The organism is Pseudomonas sp. Irchel 3F3 (genome assembly GCF_900187545.1).
Taxonomy (GTDB): domain Bacteria; phylum Pseudomonadota; class Gammaproteobacteria; order Pseudomonadales; family Pseudomonadaceae; genus Aquipseudomonas; species Aquipseudomonas fortuita.
Window position 1 is genome coordinate 75031 of sequence record NZ_FYDS01000006.1, and the last position, 18188, is coordinate 93218.

16 protein-coding genes are annotated in these 18188 nt (G+C 62.9%); 10 read left to right on the forward strand and 6 right to left on the reverse strand.

Annotation, left to right across the window (positions count from 1 at the left end):
• Nucleotides 1–15 precede the first annotated feature (15 nt).
• On the forward strand, nucleotides 16–1008 hold the full coding sequence (locus CKW35_RS14015; RefSeq protein WP_016489658.1) for a hydrolase: 993 nt from the start codon (nucleotides 16–18) through the stop codon (nucleotides 1006–1008).
• Nucleotides 1009–1054: 46 nt separating this feature from the next.
• Here CKW35_RS14015 and CKW35_RS14020 read toward each other — a convergent pair whose 3' ends face one another.
• Nucleotides 1055–1909: a sulfurtransferase gene (locus CKW35_RS14020; RefSeq protein WP_095116173.1), complete on the reverse strand. Its 855-nt coding sequence runs from the start codon at nucleotides 1907–1909 to the stop codon at nucleotides 1055–1057.
• 35 nt (nucleotides 1910–1944) lie between these two features.
• Nucleotides 1945–2610, reverse strand: a complete 666-nt coding sequence (locus CKW35_RS14025) for a TetR/AcrR family transcriptional regulator (protein ID WP_095116175.1) — start codon at nucleotides 2608–2610, stop codon at nucleotides 1945–1947.
• A gap of 150 nt (nucleotides 2611–2760) precedes the next feature.
• On the opposite strand from CKW35_RS14025, the gene CKW35_RS14030 reads away from it, so the two are divergent.
• From CKW35_RS14030 to CKW35_RS14040, 3 genes are all read left to right on the forward strand, one after another.
• The gene (locus CKW35_RS14030; protein ID WP_095116177.1) at nucleotides 2761–4191 is read left to right on the forward strand and encodes a coniferyl aldehyde dehydrogenase; all 1431 of its coding nucleotides are present in this window, start codon (nucleotides 2761–2763) and stop codon (nucleotides 4189–4191) included.
• A gap of 189 nt (nucleotides 4192–4380) precedes the next feature.
• Nucleotides 4381–4860, forward strand: coding sequence for a pantetheine-phosphate adenylyltransferase (coaD, locus tag CKW35_RS14035; protein ID WP_016489662.1), 480 nt, complete (start codon nucleotides 4381–4383; stop codon nucleotides 4858–4860).
• Nucleotides 4861–4968: 108 nt separating this feature from the next.
• Nucleotides 4969–5220 (forward strand): YfhL family 4Fe-4S dicluster ferredoxin, encoded by a 252-nt coding sequence (locus tag CKW35_RS14040; protein ID WP_016489663.1) that lies wholly within the window; start codon nucleotides 4969–4971, stop codon nucleotides 5218–5220.
• 161 nt (nucleotides 5221–5381) lie between these two features.
• Here the strand turns inward: CKW35_RS14040 and mutM are convergent, their stop codons facing one another.
• Together mutM and CKW35_RS14050 are read right to left on the reverse strand one after the other, a co-directional pair.
• On the reverse strand, nucleotides 5382–6194 hold the full coding sequence (gene mutM / locus CKW35_RS14045; protein WP_016489664.1) for a bifunctional DNA-formamidopyrimidine glycosylase/DNA-(apurinic or apyrimidinic site) lyase: 813 nt from the start codon (nucleotides 6192–6194) through the stop codon (nucleotides 5382–5384).
• Between the two features lie 3 nt (nucleotides 6195–6197).
• The gene (locus CKW35_RS14050; protein ID WP_172455958.1) at nucleotides 6198–7016 is read right to left on the reverse strand and encodes an HDOD domain-containing protein; all 819 of its coding nucleotides are present in this window, start codon (nucleotides 7014–7016) and stop codon (nucleotides 6198–6200) included.
• Nucleotides 7017–7249: 233 nt separating this feature from the next.
• Between CKW35_RS14050 and CKW35_RS14055 the strand changes: the two genes are divergently transcribed.
• From CKW35_RS14055 to ilvD, 3 genes are all read left to right on the forward strand, one after another.
• Entirely contained in the window at nucleotides 7250–8446 is a 1197-nt protein-coding gene (locus tag CKW35_RS14055; protein WP_016489666.1) for a class I SAM-dependent rRNA methyltransferase, read from the forward strand.
• Nucleotides 8447–8640: 194 nt separating this feature from the next.
• Nucleotides 8641–9633, forward strand: coding sequence for a hypothetical protein (locus tag CKW35_RS14060; protein WP_095116179.1), 993 nt, complete (start codon nucleotides 8641–8643; stop codon nucleotides 9631–9633).
• Between the two features lie 371 nt (nucleotides 9634–10004).
• Nucleotides 10005–11846, forward strand: coding sequence for a dihydroxy-acid dehydratase (gene ilvD, locus CKW35_RS14065; protein ID WP_016489668.1), 1842 nt, complete (start codon nucleotides 10005–10007; stop codon nucleotides 11844–11846).
• A 112-nt stretch (nucleotides 11847–11958) separates the two neighbouring features.
• Here ilvD and CKW35_RS14070 read toward each other — a convergent pair whose 3' ends face one another.
• Nucleotides 11959–13014, reverse strand: a complete 1056-nt coding sequence (locus CKW35_RS14070; RefSeq protein WP_016489669.1) for a phosphorylcholine phosphatase — start codon at nucleotides 13012–13014, stop codon at nucleotides 11959–11961.
• A gap of 245 nt (nucleotides 13015–13259) precedes the next feature.
• On the opposite strand from CKW35_RS14070, the gene CKW35_RS14075 reads away from it, so the two are divergent.
• Nucleotides 13260–14651 (forward strand): L-cystine transporter, encoded by a 1392-nt coding sequence (locus CKW35_RS14075; RefSeq protein ID WP_023048385.1) that lies wholly within the window; start codon nucleotides 13260–13262, stop codon nucleotides 14649–14651.
• Nucleotides 14652–14685: 34 nt separating this feature from the next.
• On the opposite strand, the gene CKW35_RS14080 is transcribed toward CKW35_RS14075, so the two are convergent.
• The gene (locus tag CKW35_RS14080; RefSeq protein WP_016489671.1) at nucleotides 14686–15201 is read right to left on the reverse strand and encodes a dihydrofolate reductase; all 516 of its coding nucleotides are present in this window, start codon (nucleotides 15199–15201) and stop codon (nucleotides 14686–14688) included.
• A 53-nt stretch (nucleotides 15202–15254) separates the two neighbouring features.
• Here CKW35_RS14080 and CKW35_RS14085 point away from each other — a divergent pair, with 53 nt between their 5' ends.
• Together CKW35_RS14085 and CKW35_RS14090 are read left to right on the forward strand one after the other, a co-directional pair.
• A complete protein-coding gene (locus CKW35_RS14085) occupies nucleotides 15255–16646 on the forward strand; it encodes a DUF2868 domain-containing protein (protein WP_095116181.1) in 1392 nt (463 codons plus the stop codon).
• Nucleotides 16639–18003, forward strand: coding sequence for a GTPase/DUF3482 domain-containing protein (locus CKW35_RS14090; protein WP_095116183.1), 1365 nt, complete (start codon nucleotides 16639–16641; stop codon nucleotides 18001–18003). The genes CKW35_RS14085 and CKW35_RS14090 overlap by 8 nt, the downstream gene beginning before the upstream one ends.
• Nucleotides 18004–18188: the final 185 nt, after the last annotated feature.

The following is an 18188-nucleotide window of genomic DNA, read 5'->3' on the forward strand; positions in this document are numbered from 1 at the left end:
CACGAGTTGCCCAGCATGCCCAGCCAAAGCGCCACCTTCCGTCCGGCCATCGGCCTGTCCAACCCCCACCTGCAAACGCTGTGGGGGCCGCTGTGGCGCAAACTGCCAGACCTGCAGCGCAACCGCGAGCGCTTGTGGCTGGCCGACGGCGACTTCATCGACCTCGACTGGCACGGCCCGCATCAGCCACAAGCGCCACTGGTAGTCGTGCTGCATGGGCTGACCGGTTCGTCTCAATCACCTTATGTAAAAGGCTTGCAGCAGGCGTTGCAACGTCGCAACTGGGCCAGCGTGGCGGTGAACTGGCGTGGTTGCTCAGGCGAGCCCAACCTGTTGCCACGCAGCTACCACTCCGGTGCCAGCGAAGACCTGGCGGAAATTGTCAGTCACCTGCGCGCCCAGCGCCCGTTGGCCCCGCTGTATGCCGTGGGTTACTCACTGGGTGGTAATGTGCTGTTGAAATACCTGGGCGAAAGCGGCGTTGCCAGCCAGCTGGAGGCGGCAGTTGCAGTGTCGGTGCCATTTCGCCTGGACCACTGTGCCGACCGTATCGGCCAGGGGTTCTCCAAGGTGTATCAGGCGCATTTCATGCGCGAGATGCTGGCGTACGTTCAGCTCAAGCAGCGGCACTTCCACGACCAGGGCCAGCATGAACGGCTGGCGGCGCTGGAGCGGCTGGGGCAATTGAGCAACCTGCGCACATTCTGGGACTTCGACGGCAAAGTCACTGCCCCACTCAACGGGTTTCGAGATGTGCACGATTATTATCGTCGCTCATCGAGCCACTTCTTTCTCAGCCACAACCGCACGCCGACGCTGATCATCCATTCCAGCGATGACCCGTTCGTGTCCGCCCATAGCCTGCCTACGGCCCGTGAACTGGCACCCCAAACACGCTTCGAACTGCACAGCCGCGGTGGCCATGTGGGCTTCGTCGATGGCAGCCTGCGTCACCCAGGGTATTACCTGGAGCGGCGGATTCCGCAGTGGCTGGTCGAAGGCCAGTAAGCACCGCAGTTTTCATTGGCAGTACCGGCCTGATCGCCGGGCCTGCTTACTCGCCGGTAGCTACGGCATGCTGCGGGTTGTTGATCCACTCGCTCCACGACCCGGCGTACAGCTTGCCCAGCGGGTACCCCGCCAGCGCCATCGCAAACAGGTTATGGCAAGCCGTCACCCCAGACCCGCAGTAAGACACCAACTGCTCCGGTGCCCGCCCGGCCAGCTTTTCGGCAAAGCGCTGCTTGAGTTGATCCACAGGCAAGAAGCGCCCATCAGCCCCCAGGTTGTCGGTAAACGCCGCGCACTGGGCCCCGGGAATATGCCCCGCCACCGGGTCGATCGGCTCCACCTCACCGCGAAAACGCGGCACGGCTCGCGCGTCGATCAAGGTCAGGTCTGTGCTCCCGAGACGCTTGCCCAAGTGGTCGGCATCGATCAGCAGCTTGGCATCCGGCTCACCACTGAAGGTGCCTTCGCGTTTGGGCGGTGAGTCCAGGCTCAACGGCAGGTGCGCCGCATGCCAGGCTTTCAGGCCACCGTCGAGGATAGCCACACCGTTGCGCTTGCCCAGCCAGACCAGCAGCCACCAGGCCCGGGCGGCAAAGGCACCCGGGCCATCGTCGTACAGCACCACCTCGCTGTCGTTGTCCAGGCCCCACTCACGCAGGCGCGCGAACAGCCGCTGCGCATCTGGCAGTGGATGACGCCCGGTGCGCCCCTTGCTCACCGGCCCGCTCAGGTCGCGGTCCAGGTCGGCAAAATGCGCCCCGGCAATATGCCCCTGGGCATAGCTGCGTTGGCCATAGTCCACATCCTCGAGGGCAAAGCGACAGTCGAGGACCACCAACTTGGGCGAGCCCAATCGCTCGGCCAACTGCTGCGGGGTGATCAATTGCGCAAGGGGCATGACAATCTCCTGATCGATGGCACTAGGGCCCTGGGCTAGCGCTCCAGAGCCTGGTTGAACGGTACATGGAATTCCTGGCACAGGCCGTCCACGGCGGCGCGGGCGTTGTCGGTGACGAAGCCCAGTTCCAGCACCAGCACCTGATAGACGCCCCGCTTGAAGGCTTCTTCACCCAGATGCGCGGAATGCTCACGCGTGGTGCTGAGAAAACGAACCCAGGACGTCAGCACGATCCAGGCATTGATGGTCAGCGATTCGATCTGCGCCGGTACCATGGCCAGGATCCCCGCGTCGACAAAGCCACGGTAGATCGCCTGGCCCTGGCGCAGGCAGCGCTCGGAAAAACGCCGGTAACGGGCGGCAAGTTCCGCGTCACTGTCCAGCAGGTGCTCCAGGTCGCGGTGCAGGAAGCGGTAGTTCCACATCGCCGCCAACAAGGCCTTGAGGTAGAAGCGCTTGTCCTCCACGGTGGCCTTGCGGCCTTGGGGCGGGCGCAGGAAGCTGTCGACCAGTTCTTCATACTGGCTGAACAACAGGGCAATGATCGCCTGCTTGTTGGGGAAGTGGTAATACAGATTGCCGGGCGAGATTTCCATGTGCGCGGCAATGTGGTTGGTACTGACGCTGCGTTCGCCCTGCTCGTTGAACAACTCCAGGCTGTTCTGCACGATGCGCTCTCGGGTCTTCATGCGCGGGGCCATGCTCAGCTCCCAGTCTGCGGGCCTTCATCAAAGGATCATCTTACGGCGTATTGCTGGTGGAAGCACCGTTCGACGCCACGGAAAAATTCGCACCATCGTGCAGATTAGAGTATAGGCTCTAGGCACTCACTGCCCGGATCCGAAGCCGCCATGAACGCGCCCAGTGCCTTGTCCTCAGTGCAATCCGACCTCGACCTCGCAGCGATGTTCGCTGCCCAGCGCCAGGCATTTGCCGGCAACCCCCTGCCGCCGGCTGCCCAGCGCCTGCAATGGCTGAGAAGCCTGCGCGAAGCCCTGCTGGCCGGCCAGGCCGGATTGATCGAGGCCATCAGCGAGGACTTTGGCGGGCGTAGCGCCGACGAAACCCTGCTGGCCGAGCTGCTGCCCTCGATACAGGGCCTGCGTCACGCCGAAAGGCACCTGCATCGCTGGATGCGCGCCAGCCGGCGACGGGTCGGCCTGGCCTTCCAGCCGGCCAGCGCTCAAGTACGTTATCAGCCGCTGGGGGTGGTCGGTGTCATCGTGCCGTGGAACTACCCGCTGTTCCTCGCCATCGGCCCGCTGACCTGCGCCCTGGCCGCCGGCAACAGAGTCATGCTCAAACTCAGTGAAGCTACACCCGCCAGTGCCCAAGCCTTGAAACAATTGCTGGAGCAAGTGTTTCCTGCCGACCTGGTCAGCGTTGTGCTGGGCGAGGTAGAGGTGGGCCAGGCCTTCGCCCGCTTGCCCTTCGACCATCTGCTGTTCACCGGCGCCACCAGCGTAGGCCGACAGGTCATGCTGGCTGCCGCGCAGAACCTGACCCCGGTCACCCTGGAGCTGGGCGGCAAGTCACCGGCCATCGTGTCGGCCGATGTGCCGCTGGACAGCGCCGCCGAGCGCATCGCCTTCGGCAAGACCCTCAACGCCGGCCAGACCTGCGTCGCCCCCGACTATGTGCTGGTGCCACGCGAACGGCTATCAGCCTTCAGCGACGCCTATCAGCAGGCCGTGCGGCGTATGTACCCACACATCGCCGACAACCCCGACTACACCGCCATCATCAACCCCCGCCAGCTTCAGCGCTTGCAGCACCTGCTGGACGATGCCCGCGACAAAGGTGCGCAGGTACTGGACCTGTACCCCGCTGAAACCCGCCAGGGCCGGCGCTTGCCACCCCACCTGCTGCTGGACGTCAACGACAGCATGCAGGTAATGCAGGACGAAATCTTCGGCCCGCTGCTGCCACTGGTGCCCTACGACAGCCTCGACCAGGCGCTGGCCTACATCAACCAACGCCCGCGCCCTCTGGCGCTTTACTACTTCGGTCATGACCGGGCCGCCCAGGAACATGTGCTGCGCCACACCCACTCTGGCGGGGTTTGCCTGAACGACACCCTGCTGCATGTAGCCCAGGACGATCTGCCTTTCGGCGGCATCGGCCCTTCCGGCATGGGCCACTACCATGGCCACGACGGTTTCCTGACCTTCAGCAAGGCCAAGGCGATACTCGCCAAGCACCGCTTCAACGCCGCACGGCTGATCTACCCGCCTTACGGCAAAACTTTGCAGCGCCTGGTCTACAAGCTTTTCATCCGCTGAGCGCCTGCCTGTGCACCGTATGCCATCAGTGCCAGGCTCACCGAGGCCCTGATTGCCCGCCTGGCACACAGTGCATGACAACGATTGCGGCCCCTGTCTATAGTGCCATCAGCTGGCCGCATGACTTGGCCGGGCGCAGTCGCTGCGCTACCATCCGACTCCCCAACGCACTCCAGCCAGGATGACGCGATGAACCGAGTGTTGTACCCGGGTACTTTCGACCCCATTACCAAAGGCCATGGCGACCTGGTCGAGCGCGCCTCGCGGCTGTTCGACCACGTGATCATCGCGGTGGCGGCCAGCCCGAAGAAAAACCCCCTGTTCCCACTGGAGCAGCGGGTGGCGCTAGCGCGTGAGGTCACCAAGCACCTGCCCAATGTCGAAGTCATCGGCTTCTCCTCCCTGTTGGCGCATTTCGCCAAGGAACAGGGCGCCAACGTCTTCCTCCGTGGCCTGCGTGCGGTGTCCGACTTCGAGTACGAGTTCCAGTTGGCGAACATGAACCGGCAACTGGCCCCCGATGTCGAGAGCCTGTTCCTGACGCCTTCGGAGCGGTATTCGTTCATTTCCTCGACCCTGGTCCGGGAAATCGCCGCACTGGGTGGTGATATCAGCAAGTTCGTCCACCCGGTGGTGGCCGAAGCGCTGACTGAACGCTTCAAGAAGTAAGCCCAATCGCCTGATTATCGCGCCCGCGTGCACTGCGGGCGCGAATGCGGCACAATTGTGCCCATTGCGTTGAACATGCCCGGGCACTGAGCCCCGGCCGGAGTCCCCATGTCCCTGATAATCACCGACGATTGCATCAATTGCGACGTCTGCGAACCCGAGTGCCCGAACGAGGCCATCTCCCAAGGCGAAGAGATCTACGTGATCGACCCTAACCTGTGCACCCAGTGTGTGGGCCATTACGACGAGCCGCAGTGCCAGCAAGTCTGCCCGGTCGACTGCATTCCGCTGGATGAAGCGCACCCGGAAACCGAAGAACAGCTGATGGCCAAGTACCGTCGGATTACCGGCAAGGACTGATCACTGCCTGCTCGCCTCTGTGCGGTCCTTGTGGGAGCGGCCTTGCGTCGCGATGGGCCGCACAGCGGCCCCGGCAATTTTTGCTGCGAAGCTAAACCAATGGGGCCGCTTCGCGCCCCATCGCGACACAAGGCCGCTCCCACAGGGGACAGCGATACACCTTAGCGCTGGCAGCGCGGGCAATACACGCTCGCCCGCTGCCCCAGCTTCACCTCGCGCAACTCCGTGCCGCACACCTTGCACGGCTGCCCGCCACGGCCGTACGCAAACAGTTCCTGCTGGAAGTAACCCGGCTGCCCATCGCCCCCGATGAAGTCGCGCAGGGTGGTACCGCCGCGCTCGATCGCCGCCGCCAGCACCCGCTTGATCTCGATCGCCAGCTTCAGGTAGCGCGCCCGTGAAATCCCGCCCGCCTCCCGACGCGGGTCGATACCTGCAGCAAACAGCGCTTCAGTGGCGTAGATGTTGCCCACCCCCACCACCACCGCGTTGTCCATGATGAACGGCTTGACCGCCATCGACCGCCCGCGCGACAGCTGGAACAGGCGCTCACCGTCAAACAGATCAGTCAGCGGCTCTGGCCCGAGGCGCAGCAATAGCTCGTGGTTCAGCGGGTCCAGGCTCCACAGCATGGCCCCGAAGCGGCGCGGGTCGGTGTAGCGCAGCATCAGCCCCGACTCCAGCTCGATGTCGACATGTTCATGCCGGGCCGCCGGCAAACCCAGTTCGACCAGCCGCAAGTTGCCCGACATGCCCAGGTGGCTGATCAGCGTACCCACCTCGGCATTGATCAACAGGTATTTGGCGCGCCGCTCGACACTGACAATGCGCTGCCCCGACAGGCGCACGTCCAGGTCTTCCGGGATTGGCCAGCGCAAGCGCCGGTCACGCACCACCACGCGGCTGACACGCTGGCCTTCCAGGTGGGGCGCGATACCGCGCCGGGTGGTTTCTACTTCTGGCAATTCCGGCATGTGTCAGTGCCCGCTCAGCTCGCGAATGTTCTGTTTGAGGTTTTCGAAATCGTATTCCGACAAGCCAATGTAATCGAGCACCAGCGGGCCGACCGCGTTCCATTCGTGGTCCACCGCCTGGTTGCCCAGCACCCGGTAGGACGCGCAGATGTGCTCGGCCATCTTCAGTACCGCCAGCAGGTTTTTCAACTGGCTCTGGGTATTGCGCGAGCTCTCATCACGGAACACGGCCAGTGCATTGTGATGGTTGGCGATGGCTGCCGTGAGGTGCTCAGGCAGGCGCCACGACTTGGCGGTGAAATAACCGACTACCGAATGGTTGGTGTTGAACACGCGGTTTTCGGTGTCGACGACCCGCGTTTGCGCGCTGGCCTGAGCATAGGCCTGCACCAGCACATCCATGTAGTCGGGGAAGCGCTTGAGCATCAGCGGCACGCCACAGTCATGGAACAGGCCCAGGGTGTAAGCCTCGTCCGCGGCCTGGACACCGGTGCGCTTGGCCAGCGTCAGGCAGGTCATCGCCACGTCCTGGGCGGTATCCCAGAAGCGGTTGAGGGTGACGATGGTCTCGTCGCTCATCTCGCCCTTGATCGACTGGGCGTTGATCAGGTTGATGATCGAACGGCTGCCCAGCAGGTTCACTGCGCGCTGGATCGAGCCGATCTTGTTGGAAAGGCCGAAGTGCGGGGAGTTGACCAGCTTGAGCAAGGCGCCCGAGAGCCCCGGGTCCTGGGAAATCAGCTTGGCAATGGTTTCCAGATCCGGGTCAGGCATGTATTGCTCGAACTGCAGGTCGACCATGATCTGCGGTTGCGGCGGAATGGTGATGCCTTGCAAGGCTTGCTGGATCTGTTCGGCGCTGAGTTCTTGGGACATACGTGCACACTCGTTTAGGACCGGGGATTTTAACCCTCTCTGCGCTCGCCGTGACAGGTGCAGCGGCTGCGAGATTGAGCGCCACCCGCGCGGCGCTCGATCTCCCAGGCGCTGCACCTCTAAAGGCGAAAGCACCGCAGACACGCTATACTCCCGCTCTTTTTTCCCGGAGCGACGTCATGTCCCTGCCCAGCCTTCGCCTCAAAGCCAACGCCGACCGCCGCCTGCGCGCCGGCCACCTGTGGGTCTACAGCAACGAAGTCGACGTCACCGCGACCCCGCTGCAAGGCTTTCAGGCCGGTCAGCAGGCCGTTCTCGAGGCAGCCAACGGCAAACCGCTGGGCATCGTCGCACTCAGCCCGAACAACCTGATCTGCGCCCGCCTGCTGTCGCGCGACATCAAGCTGCCGCTGGACAAGTCGCTGCTGGTACACCGCCTGAACGTCGCCCTGTCGCTGCGCGAGCGCCTGTTCGATCAACCATGCTACCGCCTGGTCTACGGCGATTCCGACCTGCTGCCGGGCCTGGTGGTCGACCGCTTCTTCGATATCCTCGTGGTGCAATTGGCCTCGGCCACCATGGAAGCGCACAAGGATGACGTGATCGCTGCCTTGGTGCAGGTGCTCAAGCCCAGCGGCATCCTGTTCAAGAACGACTCCGCTGCGCGTGATGCCGAAGGCTTGCAGCGCTATGTCGAGACCGTCTACGGCGAGGTGCCGGACTGGGTGCCGCTGGAAGAGAACGGCGTCAAGTTCGAAGCCCCGGTGCGTGAAGGCCAGAAGACCGGCTGGTTCTACGACCACCGCATGAACCGCGCGCGCCTGGCGCCGTACGTGAAGGGCAAGCGTGTACTCGACCTGTTCAGCTACATCGGTGGCTGGGGCGTGCAGGCCGGTGCCTTCGGCGCCAGCGAAGTATTCTGTGTCGATGCCTCGGGTTTTGCCCTGGATGGCGTGGAGCGTAACGCTGCACTGAACGGCATCAGCGAGAAGCTGACCTGCATCGAAGGCGACGTGTTCGAAGCCCTGCGCGAGCTCAAGGCTGCCGAAGAGCGCTTTGACGTGATCATTGCCGACCCACCCGCCTTCATCAAACGCAAGAAGGACCTGAAAAACGGCGAAGCGGCCTACCGCCGCCTGAACGAACAGGCCATGCGCATGCTGAACAAAGATGGCATTCTGGTCAGCGCTTCGTGCTCGATGCACTTGCCCGAGGACGACCTGAACAACATCCTGCTCACCAGCGCCCGCCACCTGGACCGCAACATGCAGCTGCTCGAGCGCGGTGGCCAAGGCCCGGACCATCCGGTACACCCGGCCATTGCAGAAACCCGCTACATCAAGAGCATCACCTGCCGGTTGCTGCCCAACAGTTAAGTAAGGGTTCCGGGAATTCCGTTTAGTTTCCCGAAACGACGATTACGGCCTCGGCCTGCACAGCCGAGGCCCTTCCCATATTTCGTACAGCAGTGTCGATTAACGGCCTACGCCTGGCATTTCTGCCAGTTGTCTTCGCCCCCTCACCGGATTCCAATAAGCCCAGCCACCCGGGAAAATTGGAGAAAACGGCAATGAGAAATAACCATCACCACCAAGGGCTGGAAGCCCCAACCATTAAAGAAGCCAACAGCGATAACTTCTTACCGTTTGAAACACTAAACCAAGGCATAACCATCCTGATTCCAGGGTCGAGCGTATTCCAGAAAGGCGACCACATCGTCATAAACGTGGGCCAGATAAGCAGCTTTATATTATTAGATTGTGAAGCGCCCGGGGAAACAATCGAACATTTCATATCCGGCGAACGGCTGAATGAGCAGCATGGGCGCCGCGTCACGTTAAATTACATAATCGTTAGAACTGGCAATACATCACCGACCACCACGTATGATTTCGGTGCAGAGCTCTATCATCCTGTTGCAAAAGACATCGTAGAAGGCGTGCTGCCTTGGGACGCTGTAAAAAATGGGTTCAGCGTTACGATACCCGTGTACCCTGGCGCCACACCATCCGATACCATTCGGCTGTTCTTTGTAGGGTCCCACCCTCTCGCCAGTGGAATACTTGAAGAACAATTCGGCGACGTGGGGCAACCACTCGAAATAGCCATTGGAAAAGAATTGGCGTTCCCCACCAACGGCGGCGAAGTGCACATTATTTATCAAGTCGTCCGTGACGGCGAGGCACGCACTTCCCCCTCTGTCAGCTTCTGGAGCGAAGCTCAGGTATTGGCTCCGAACCCGACCCACATGTACGCGGAGGACGCCTACTCCCCCGCCCAGATGAGTGCTGTTGAGAGCAGCCCAGGGAAATATGCTTTTACCACAGCATTGAGCGCCGAGCTGATAGCGGGCGATGAAGTTTTTTTACTGGCCCTGAACAGTGCTTCGCGTAAAAATGAAATTGCTCACAAAAAAATAAGTGAGCCCACAGAAACGGTAGAGCACACGCTTTCAAAACCCAACCTTGATTACATGTCAAGTTTTAAACTAGTGGCACTGGTACGCACCCCAGCAGCCACCTGCTCATCTCACACGCGCTCAATCGTTATAAAAAGCGCTTAACACCGCATTCAGCTGCAGCTATGGGTTCGTGGCAAGCCGATAGCAGCTGGCCTTTCAAGGCAGCTTAAGGCTTGGAGTGCACTGCTTGTCAGCGCCACGGGGCGGGTTTCAGAACGGTCCTGCAAAAACGCCCATCGCGCGCCCGATGCCACCGCCCAGACACATCGCCATTCCCTCGCCGCGCCAGCGGTGTAGAATCGGGCTATTCATCGCCAGTCATCCCCGGCGGGTTTATGAGCTCTGGTCGAGCACGCGGCGATCCCGTGCTGTCTTCGGCCCCATCCGTGCCAGTGGCAACCGGCCTAAGGCGCATAGGAAAAGAGAAGCTCACTCCCCTTTTTGTGACCTGATTAAGCCGCCAGGAGTGCTTCATGCCTGATTATCGTTCCAAGACTTCCACCCAAGGCCGCAACATGGCCGGCGCCCGTGCCTTGTGGCGTGCCACCGGGATGAAAGACGAAGACTTCAAGAAACCGATCATCGCCATCGCCAACTCGTTCACCCAGTTCGTCCCGGGCCACGTGCACCTGAAGGACCTGGGCCAGCTGGTCGCCCGCGAGATCGAGCGCGCCGGTGGCGTGGCCAAGGAATTCAACACCATCGCGGTCGATGACGGCATCGCCATGGGCCACGACGGCATGCTGTACTCGCTGCCAAGCCGCGAGATCATTGCCGACGCCGTGGAATACATGGTCAACGCCCACTGCGCCGACGCCATCGTGTGCATCTCCAACTGCGACAAGATCACCCCCGGCATGCTGATGGCCGCCCTGCGCCTGAACATCCCGGTGATCTTCGTTTCCGGCGGCCCGATGGAAGCCGGCAAGACCAAGCTGGCCAGCCACGGCCTGGACCTGGTCGACGCCATGGTCATCGCCGCCGATGCCTCGGCCTCCGATGAAAAAGTCGCCGAATACGAGCGCAGTGCCTGCCCGACGTGCGGTTCGTGCTCCGGCATGTTCACCGCCAACTCGATGAACTGCCTGACCGAAGCCCTGGGCCTGGCCCTGCCGGGCAATGGCTCCACCCTGGCCACCCACGCCGACCGCGAGCAGCTGTTCCTCACTGCCGGCCGCACCATCGTCGAGCTGTGCAAGCGCTACTACGGCGAGAACGACGAGTCGGTGCTGCCCCGCAGCATCGCCAACTTCAAGGCGTTTGAAAACGCCATGATGCTCGACATCGCGATGGGCGGCTCGACCAACACCATCCTGCACCTGCTGGCCGCAGCCCAGGAAGGCGAAGTCGCGTTCGACCTGCGTGACATCGACCGCCTGTCGCGTAAAGTGCCGCAGTTGTGCAAAGTGGCGCCGAACATCCAGAAGTACCACATGGAAGACGTGCACCGCGCCGGCGGCATCTTCAGCATCCTCGGTTCGCTGGCCCGTGGCGGCCTGCTGCACACCGACCTGCCGACCGTGCACAGCCGCAGCATGGAAGAAGCCATCGCCAAATGGGACATCACCCAGACCGATGACGAAGCCGTGCACACCTTCTTCAAGGCCGGCCCTGCCGGTATCCCGACCCAGACCGCATTCAGCCAGTCGACCCGTTGGGAAACCCTTGATGACGACCGTGAAAACGGCTGCATCCGCAGCTTCGAGCACGCCTACTCGCAAGAAGGCGGGCTGGCCGTGCTGTACGGCAACATCGCGGTCGACGGTTGCGTGGTGAAAACCGCCGGTGTCGACGAGTCGATCCACGTGTTCGAGGGCAACGCCAAAATCTTCGAGAGCCAGGACAGCGCCGTGCGCGGCATCCTCGCCGACGAGGTGAAAGCCGGCGACATCGTGATCATCCGCTACGAAGGCCCGAAAGGCGGCCCGGGCATGCAGGAAATGCTGTACCCGACCTCGTACCTGAAGTCCAAAGGCCTGGGCAAGGCCTGCGCCCTGCTCACCGACGGCCGCTTCTCGGGCGGCACCTCGGGCCTGTCGATCGGCCACGCCTCGCCAGAAGCTGCTGCTGGCGGCGCCATCGGCCTGGTCCGTGATGGCGACAAGGTATTGATCGACATCCCTAACCGTTCGATCAACCTGCTGGTCAGCGACGAAGCGCTGGCCGAGCGCCGCATCGAGCAGGACAAGAAGGGCTGGAAACCCGCTGAAGTACGCCCACGCAAAGTGACCACCGCGCTGAAGGCCTACGCCCTGCTGGCGACCAGTGCCGACAAAGGTGCGGTGCGCAACAAGGCGATGCTCGAAGGGCTCTGAGGCTTTTCTAGCGTGAAAGAAGAACCGGCGCCCTGGGTGCCGGTTTTTTTATGCCTGTTCCGGCCTCTTCGCGGGCACGCCCGCGAAGAGGCCGGAACAGACAACGCAACAACTACTGGATTTGCTCCGGCGTCACGATCACCCAGTTCTTGTCCGCCGTCACCGGCAACCCTTCCTTGGCCTGCGCCGCCGCATTCCTGGTAATCATGCCGTTGAGCTGGTCCATGTACTTGGCCTTGCGGTTTATCCACAGGTGGATGCCGCCCTTGCCCACATCCACCCCGTGGAACTGCATGTAGCCATCGCTGGTCGGCGTGTCGCCGCCCACCAGCACCGGCTTCTTCCATTCATCGATGTAGGTCAGGATGGCCGCCTGCTTGCCCGCCATCCAGGTAGCCGGGGTCCACAGATACGGGGTCAGCTCCAGCCCTTCATTGGCCTTGGCATCGTAATGGCCGGCACTGATCTGCTTGCGCGCCGTGGTCAGTTGGCCATTGCTGCGGTCCTTTAACAGCAGACTCACGCCAATCACGTTCTGCGGCTTCACGTTGTAGCCGTACTTGGGATCTGATGCGACCATGCGCACCAGTTCCTCGGAGGCAGCAGAAATCACATAGACCTCGATGCCGTTCTCCATCAGTTTGTTGTACAGCTCGGCCTGGCCCCTGAAGACCTTGGGGGGCTGTACTTCGATGGCCTTGACCTGGTCACCTTCGTAATAAGTGCTGGGGATGGGCTTGGTCGAAGCCATCAGCTCATCCACCTGCACCTTCAACTCCTTCAGGGTAAAACCGGAAAACACCTGGGCCACCCACGGGTAGCAGACCATATCGTCGACTTCGCACAACCGGTAGTAGTAGCTGAACAGGCTTTCCTTGTGCTCGGCAGTGTCCTTGAACGGCATCAGTTTCAGCGAAGGGTCGAGCTTGTCGCGGCTCAGCAGGCCTTTGTTTTCCATGAAGGGCAGCAAGGCTTCTTCCAGGTCATAACGGTAACTGGTGTTGTCCATGTCGAACACCGCGTAGTTACCTTTATTGGCATTGGCGGCGATCATGCTGTCGAGCTGCCTGGCCGCTTCGGCAGGCCAATGTTGGAGCTCGGTGGCGAAGGTTTCGATACTGAACAGCAGGGACAGGCCGATGGCGGCAGCTTTCACAGCGGATTTCATGTACGAATCTCCTGAAAGTGACCCAGAAACGCTAGTGCAACAATCACCCCTGGCAACCCTCGATAACGACCTCCAGACAGCCGTAAACGCCGTGTTCATTGCAATACGCGACACTTCGTTATTCCATAAACGACTATGCAAATTCCATTTGGGTATAAATTCGTTTGTTTTCAGGCTGTTAGCATTTCCGTTCGCAATCGCTCACAGAGGCGATGCCAATTCTGCTTTTTTCTGCTGGAGCTTCAATGAACCTGCCGCTGTCCCTAAACCTGCTGGCGTTCCTGGCCCTGTTGCTGGGCCTGGCACAAACCCGCCGCACCGACTGGAGCCTGGCCAAGAAGGTACTGCTGGGCCTGGTGCTGGGCGTCGTCTTCGGCCTGGCCCTGCACACGATCTACGGCGCTGGCCACCCCGTGCTCAAGGCCACCATCGCCTGGCTTGACCTGGTCGGCAACGGCTATGTGGGCCTGTTGCAGATGATCGTCATGCCGCTGATCTTCGCCTCGATCCTCAGCGCCGTGGCGCGCCTGCACAATGCCTCGTCGCTGGGCCGCATCAGCGTGCTGAGCATCGGCACCCTGCTGCTGACCACCGCCATTGCCGCGCTGATCGGCATCGTGCTGACCAACCTGTTCGGCCTGAGTGCCGAAGGCCTGGTGGCCGGTGTGCAGGAAAGCGCCCGCATGCAGGTTATCCACAGCGACTACGCCGGCAAGGTCGCCGACCTCAACATCCCGCAGCTGCTGCTGTCGTTCATCCCCAGCAACCCGGTGGGTGACCTGGCGCGGGCCAAGCCGACGTCGATCATCAGCGTGGTGATCTTCGCCGTGTTCGTCGGCCTGGCCGCGCTGCAGCTGATCAAGGACGATGCCGAGAAAGGCGAGCGCGCCCTGTCGGCCATCGACACCCTGCAAGCCTGGGTGATGCGCCTGGTGCGGGTGGTAATGAAACTGACCCCGTATGGCGTGCTGGCGTTGATGACCAAGGTGGTTGCCAGCTCGAACATGGAAGACATCCTCAAGCTGGGCAGCTTCGTGGTGGTGTCGTACCTGGGCCTGGGGCTGATGTTCGTGGTGCATGCCCTCATCCTGGCGGCGACCGGTGTGAGCCCGCTGCGCTTCTTCCGCAAGGTGTGGCCGGTGCTGACCTTCGCCTTCACCAGCCGCTCCAGCGCCGCCAGCATTCCGCTGAACATCGAAGCGCAAACCCGCCGCCTGGGTGTGCCGCAGTCGATTGCCAGCTTCAGCGCATCGTTCGGCACCACCATTGGCCAGAACGGCTGCGCTGGCCTCTATCCCGCCATGCTGGCGGTGATGGTGGCACCGGCGGTGGGCATCGATACCTTCGACCCGCTGTGGATCGCTACCCTGGTGGCCATCGTCACGCTGAGTTCTGCAGGGGTTGCCGGCGTGGGTGGCGGGGCCACCTTTGCCGCGCTGATCGTGCTCCCAGCCATGGGCTTGCCGGTGGAGCTGGTGGCGTTGCTGATTTCGGTGGAGCCGCTGATCGACATGGGCCGCACGGCGTTGAACGTCAATGGCTCGATGACCGCAGGCGTGGTGACCAGCCAACTGCTCAAGGAGACAGACAAGGATGTGCTGGCTGACGATGAGCACGCCGAGTTGAGCCACTCCTGAAACGGCTGGGGCCGCTAATGCGGCCCCAGAATCATCACACCTTGTTCCACACCTCGAAGTGATACGCAGGCTTGTCCGCCTCTGCCTGCGCTTCACTCGACGCCAGTTGCCACTCCCCTTTGTCGAACTCGGGGAACCACGCATCACCTTCCGGCTCAAGCTCCACCCGAGTCAGGTACATACGGCTCACCAAGCCTTTCTCCAGCGCCTGTGCATACAACTGCGCGCCGCCGATCAGCATCAGCTCATCCACGCCCTGCTCGCGTGCCCACTGCCCGGCGCGCACAATCGCGTCTTCCAGCGAGGCGAAAACCTCGGCACCCGCCAATTCCAGGCCCGGTTGGCGGCTGACCACGATATTCAAACGCCCCGGCAGCGGTCGGCCCAGGGAGTCCCAGGTCTTGCGGCCCATGATGATTGGCTTGCCCAGGGTGGTGGCCTTGAAGTACTTGAAATCCCCCGGCAAATGCCAGGGCATGGAATTGTCGATGCCGATCACGCGGTTCTCGGCGAGCGCCGCAATCAGGCTGAGGGGGAGTGAAGTCGTCATGCAGCGAGGATAGCAAACCCGCGGTGGGTTATGCTTCTGCCCTGAACCGTGCAATGGAAGACCTTGTGACTGGACCGACTCCACTGGACAAGCGCTGGCTCACCGAAGCGGTACGCCTGCGCGAGGAACACGCCGGCCCCCTGGAGGACCAGGAAGCCAACCGTCGCGCCCGCCAATTGGGCGGCGACCTGGCGGCCCGCATCGAAACCCGTGCACTGTTCCTGGCCGAACGCGATGGCATGAGCACCGCCCTGCGCCACTGGAAGCAAGGCGCGCGCCTGGCGCTGCTGGCCTTGCTGCTGATGGCCGTGCTCAGCGGCGCGGGCCTGGCCCTGGCCGCCCTGGGCGACGGGCAGCGGCCGGTGAACGTGTTCTGGGCCCTGGGCAGCCTGCTCGGGCTGAACCTGCTGATGCTGCTGGGCTGGGCCATCGGTTTTGCCGTAAGCGGCGAGCATGGCGCAGGGCTGGGCCGCTTGTGGCTATGGCTGAGTGAACGCTTTGCCCGCGATGCCAAGGCCGCACACCTGGCACCTGCGCTGCTTGTGCTGCTGCAACGCCAACGCCTGAACCGCTGGCTGCTCGGCCTGCTGGTGCATGGCCTGTGGCTGCTGGCCATGCTCACCGCCCTGGGCATGCTGCTGGCCTTGCTGGCGACCCGGCGCTATGGCTTTGTCTGGGAAACCACGCTGCTTGCCGCCGACCCGTTCATCCACCTGACCCAAGCCCTGGGCGCCCTGCCTTCGCTGCTGGGCTTTGCCGTGCCTGACGAAGCCATGATCCGCGCCAGCGGCGACACCTTGCCGGCCCTGGAGCAAGCCCGACAGGCCTGGGCCAGCTGGTTGCTGGGGGTGGTGCTGGTGTATGGCCTGTTACCACGCCTGGTACTGGCTGCATTGTGCCTGTGGCGCTGGCGCCAAGGCCGCGAGCGCCTGGCACTGGACTTGAGCCTGCCCGGCTACGCGCAACTGCGTGATGCACTGATGCCGCGCAGCGAACGCATCGGCGTGCAGGATGCCGCGCCCGAGGCCCTGCCACAGTTTGCCGCCGGCCAGCTGGAAAGCGGCAGCAGCGGTGCCCTGCTGGTGGGCCTGGAACTGGACGACCAGCGCCCCTGGCCGCCCGCCCTGCCGAACAGCGTGATCGATGCTGGCGTGCTCGACAGCCGCGAATCGCGCAACAGGCTGCTCGAACAACTCAGCCGCTTCCCCCCGGCACGCCTGGCCATCGCCTGCGACCCCCGGCGCTCGCCCGACCGCGGCAGCCTGGCGTTGCTCGCCGAACTGGCGCGCAATGCCGGCGCAACCCGTATCTGGCTGCTGCAGTCCGCACCCGGCCACGCTGTTGATGCCCAGCGCCTGGGCGATTGGCACGAAGCCCTCGACCGCCTTGGCCTGCAGCACGCCGACACCTCACCACTGACCTGGCTGGAGCATGGCCATGACTGAGCCACTGAAACTGGCCGTGGTCGGCCATACCAACGTCGGCAAGACCTCGCTGCTGCGCACGCTGACCCGCGACGTAAGCTTTGGCGAAGTGTCCCACCGCCCCAGCACCACCCGCCATGTAGAAGGTGCGCGCTTGTCGGTGGACGGCGAACCCTTGCTGGAGTTGTACGACACCCCGGGCCTGGAGGACGCCATTGCCCTGCTCGACTACCTGGAGCGGCTGGAGCGCCCGGGCGAGCGCCTGGACGGCCCGGCCCGCCTGGAGCGCTTTCTGCAAGGCAGCGAGGCGCGCCAGCGCTTCGAGCAGGAGGCCAAGGTGCTGCGCCAGTTGCTGGCCAGCGATGCCGGCCTATATGTAATCGACGCCCGCGAGCCGGTGCTGGCCAAGTACCGCGACGAACTGGAAGTGCTGGCCAGCTGCGGCAAGCCGTTGCTGCCGGTGCTCAACTTCGTCGCCAGCCACCAGCACCGCGAGCCGCAATGGCGTGAAGCCCTTGCCCGGCTTGGGCTTCACGCGTTGGTGCGGTTCGACAGCGTGGCCCCGCCCGAGGATGGCGAGCGCCGCTTATATGAAAGCCTGGCCCTGCTGCTGGAGGATGCTCGCCCGGCCCTGCAGCGGCTGATCGACGACCAGCAGGCACAGCGCCTGGCCCGCCAGCACAGTGGCAAGCGGCTGATTGCCGAGTTGCTGCTGGACTGCGCCGCCTGCCGGCGTAGCGTCGAGGCCGAGCCAGCGGCCGAAGCCAAGGCCATAGAGGCCCTGCGCCAGGACATACGCCAACGTGAACAGCGTTGCGTCGAAGCCCTGCTCAAGCTGTATGCCTTCCGCCGCGAGGATGCCCATGCCAGCGACCTGCCGTTGCTCGATGGCCGCTGGGGCGATGACCTGTTCAATCCTGAAACCCTGAAGCTGCTGGGCGTGCGCCTGGGCAGCGGCGTGGCGGCCGGCGCTGCAGCCGGCGCCGGGGTCGATCTGCTGGTCGGCGGGCTTACCCTCGGCGCGGCAGCGCTGGCCGGGGCGATTGCCGGCGGTGCGCTGCAGACGGCGCGTAACTATGGCTCACGGTTGATGGGCAAGCTCAAGGGCAAACGCGAGCTGACCGTGGACGACACGGTATTGCGCCTGCTGGCTTTGCGTCAGCAGCAGTTGATGGTGGCGCTGGATAACCGCGGGCATGCGGCGCAAGACAGCATCAGGCTGGGTGAGCTGGATGAGAAGGCATGGCGCGAGGGCAAGTTGCCAGAAGCACTGGTGAAGGCGCGGGCGCACCCACAGTGGTCCACCCTCAACCCCGGGGCGAAGCTGAATCAGGCTGAGCGGCAGGAACAGTTGGAGGCATTGGTTTCACAGATCTGAGCCCGCAGGGTCTGGCCTCTTCGCGGGCAAGCTCGCTTCCACAGGGATAGCGCAGTTTTTTAGGCGTGTGCGGTCTCTGTGGGAGATTCTATGGTTTCTGGCAAATTGCATTAGGGCCGCCAGGCGTTTGCCTATGCATTTCCATCGCCTGTGAGATCGAGCGCCGCCCGCGCGGCGCTTCGCGG

What these genes read in the sequence shown, in the direction of transcription:
- CKW35_RS14020 (WP_095116173.1), bottom strand. Translation starts at nt 1,909, where the DNA reads ATGCCCCTTGCGCAATTGATCACCCCGCAGCAGTTGGCCGAGCGATTG.
- CKW35_RS14025 (WP_095116175.1), bottom strand. Translation starts at nt 2,610, where the DNA reads ATGGCCCCGCGCATGAAGACCCGAGAGCGCATCGTGCAGAACAGCCTG.
- CKW35_RS14085 (WP_095116181.1), top strand. Translation starts at nt 15,255, where the DNA reads ATGGAAGACCTTGTGACTGGACCGACTCCACTGGACAAGCGCTGGCTC.
- CKW35_RS14080 (WP_016489671.1), bottom strand. Translation starts at nt 15,201, where the DNA reads ATGACGACTTCACTCCCCCTCAGCCTGATTGCGGCGCTCGCCGAGAAC.
- CKW35_RS14075 (WP_023048385.1), top strand. Translation starts at nt 13,260, where the DNA reads ATGAACCTGCCGCTGTCCCTAAACCTGCTGGCGTTCCTGGCCCTGTTG.
- CKW35_RS14040 (WP_016489663.1), top strand. Translation starts at nt 4,969, where the DNA reads ATGTCCCTGATAATCACCGACGATTGCATCAATTGCGACGTCTGCGAA.
- coaD (WP_016489662.1), top strand. Translation starts at nt 4,381, where the DNA reads ATGAACCGAGTGTTGTACCCGGGTACTTTCGACCCCATTACCAAAGGC.
- ilvD (WP_016489668.1), top strand. Translation starts at nt 10,005, where the DNA reads ATGCCTGATTATCGTTCCAAGACTTCCACCCAAGGCCGCAACATGGCC.
- CKW35_RS14055 (WP_016489666.1), top strand. Translation starts at nt 7,250, where the DNA reads ATGTCCCTGCCCAGCCTTCGCCTCAAAGCCAACGCCGACCGCCGCCTG.
- CKW35_RS14015 (WP_016489658.1), top strand. Translation starts at nt 16, where the DNA reads ATGCCCAGCCAAAGCGCCACCTTCCGTCCGGCCATCGGCCTGTCCAAC.
- CKW35_RS14090 (WP_095116183.1), top strand. Translation starts at nt 16,639, where the DNA reads ATGACTGAGCCACTGAAACTGGCCGTGGTCGGCCATACCAACGTCGGC.
- CKW35_RS14070 (WP_016489669.1), bottom strand. Translation starts at nt 13,014, where the DNA reads ATGAAATCCGCTGTGAAAGCTGCCGCCATCGGCCTGTCCCTGCTGTTC.
- CKW35_RS14060 (WP_095116179.1), top strand. Translation starts at nt 8,641, where the DNA reads ATGAGAAATAACCATCACCACCAAGGGCTGGAAGCCCCAACCATTAAA.
- mutM (WP_016489664.1), bottom strand. Translation starts at nt 6,194, where the DNA reads ATGCCGGAATTGCCAGAAGTAGAAACCACCCGGCGCGGTATCGCGCCC.
- CKW35_RS14030 (WP_095116177.1), top strand. Translation starts at nt 2,761, where the DNA reads ATGAACGCGCCCAGTGCCTTGTCCTCAGTGCAATCCGACCTCGACCTC.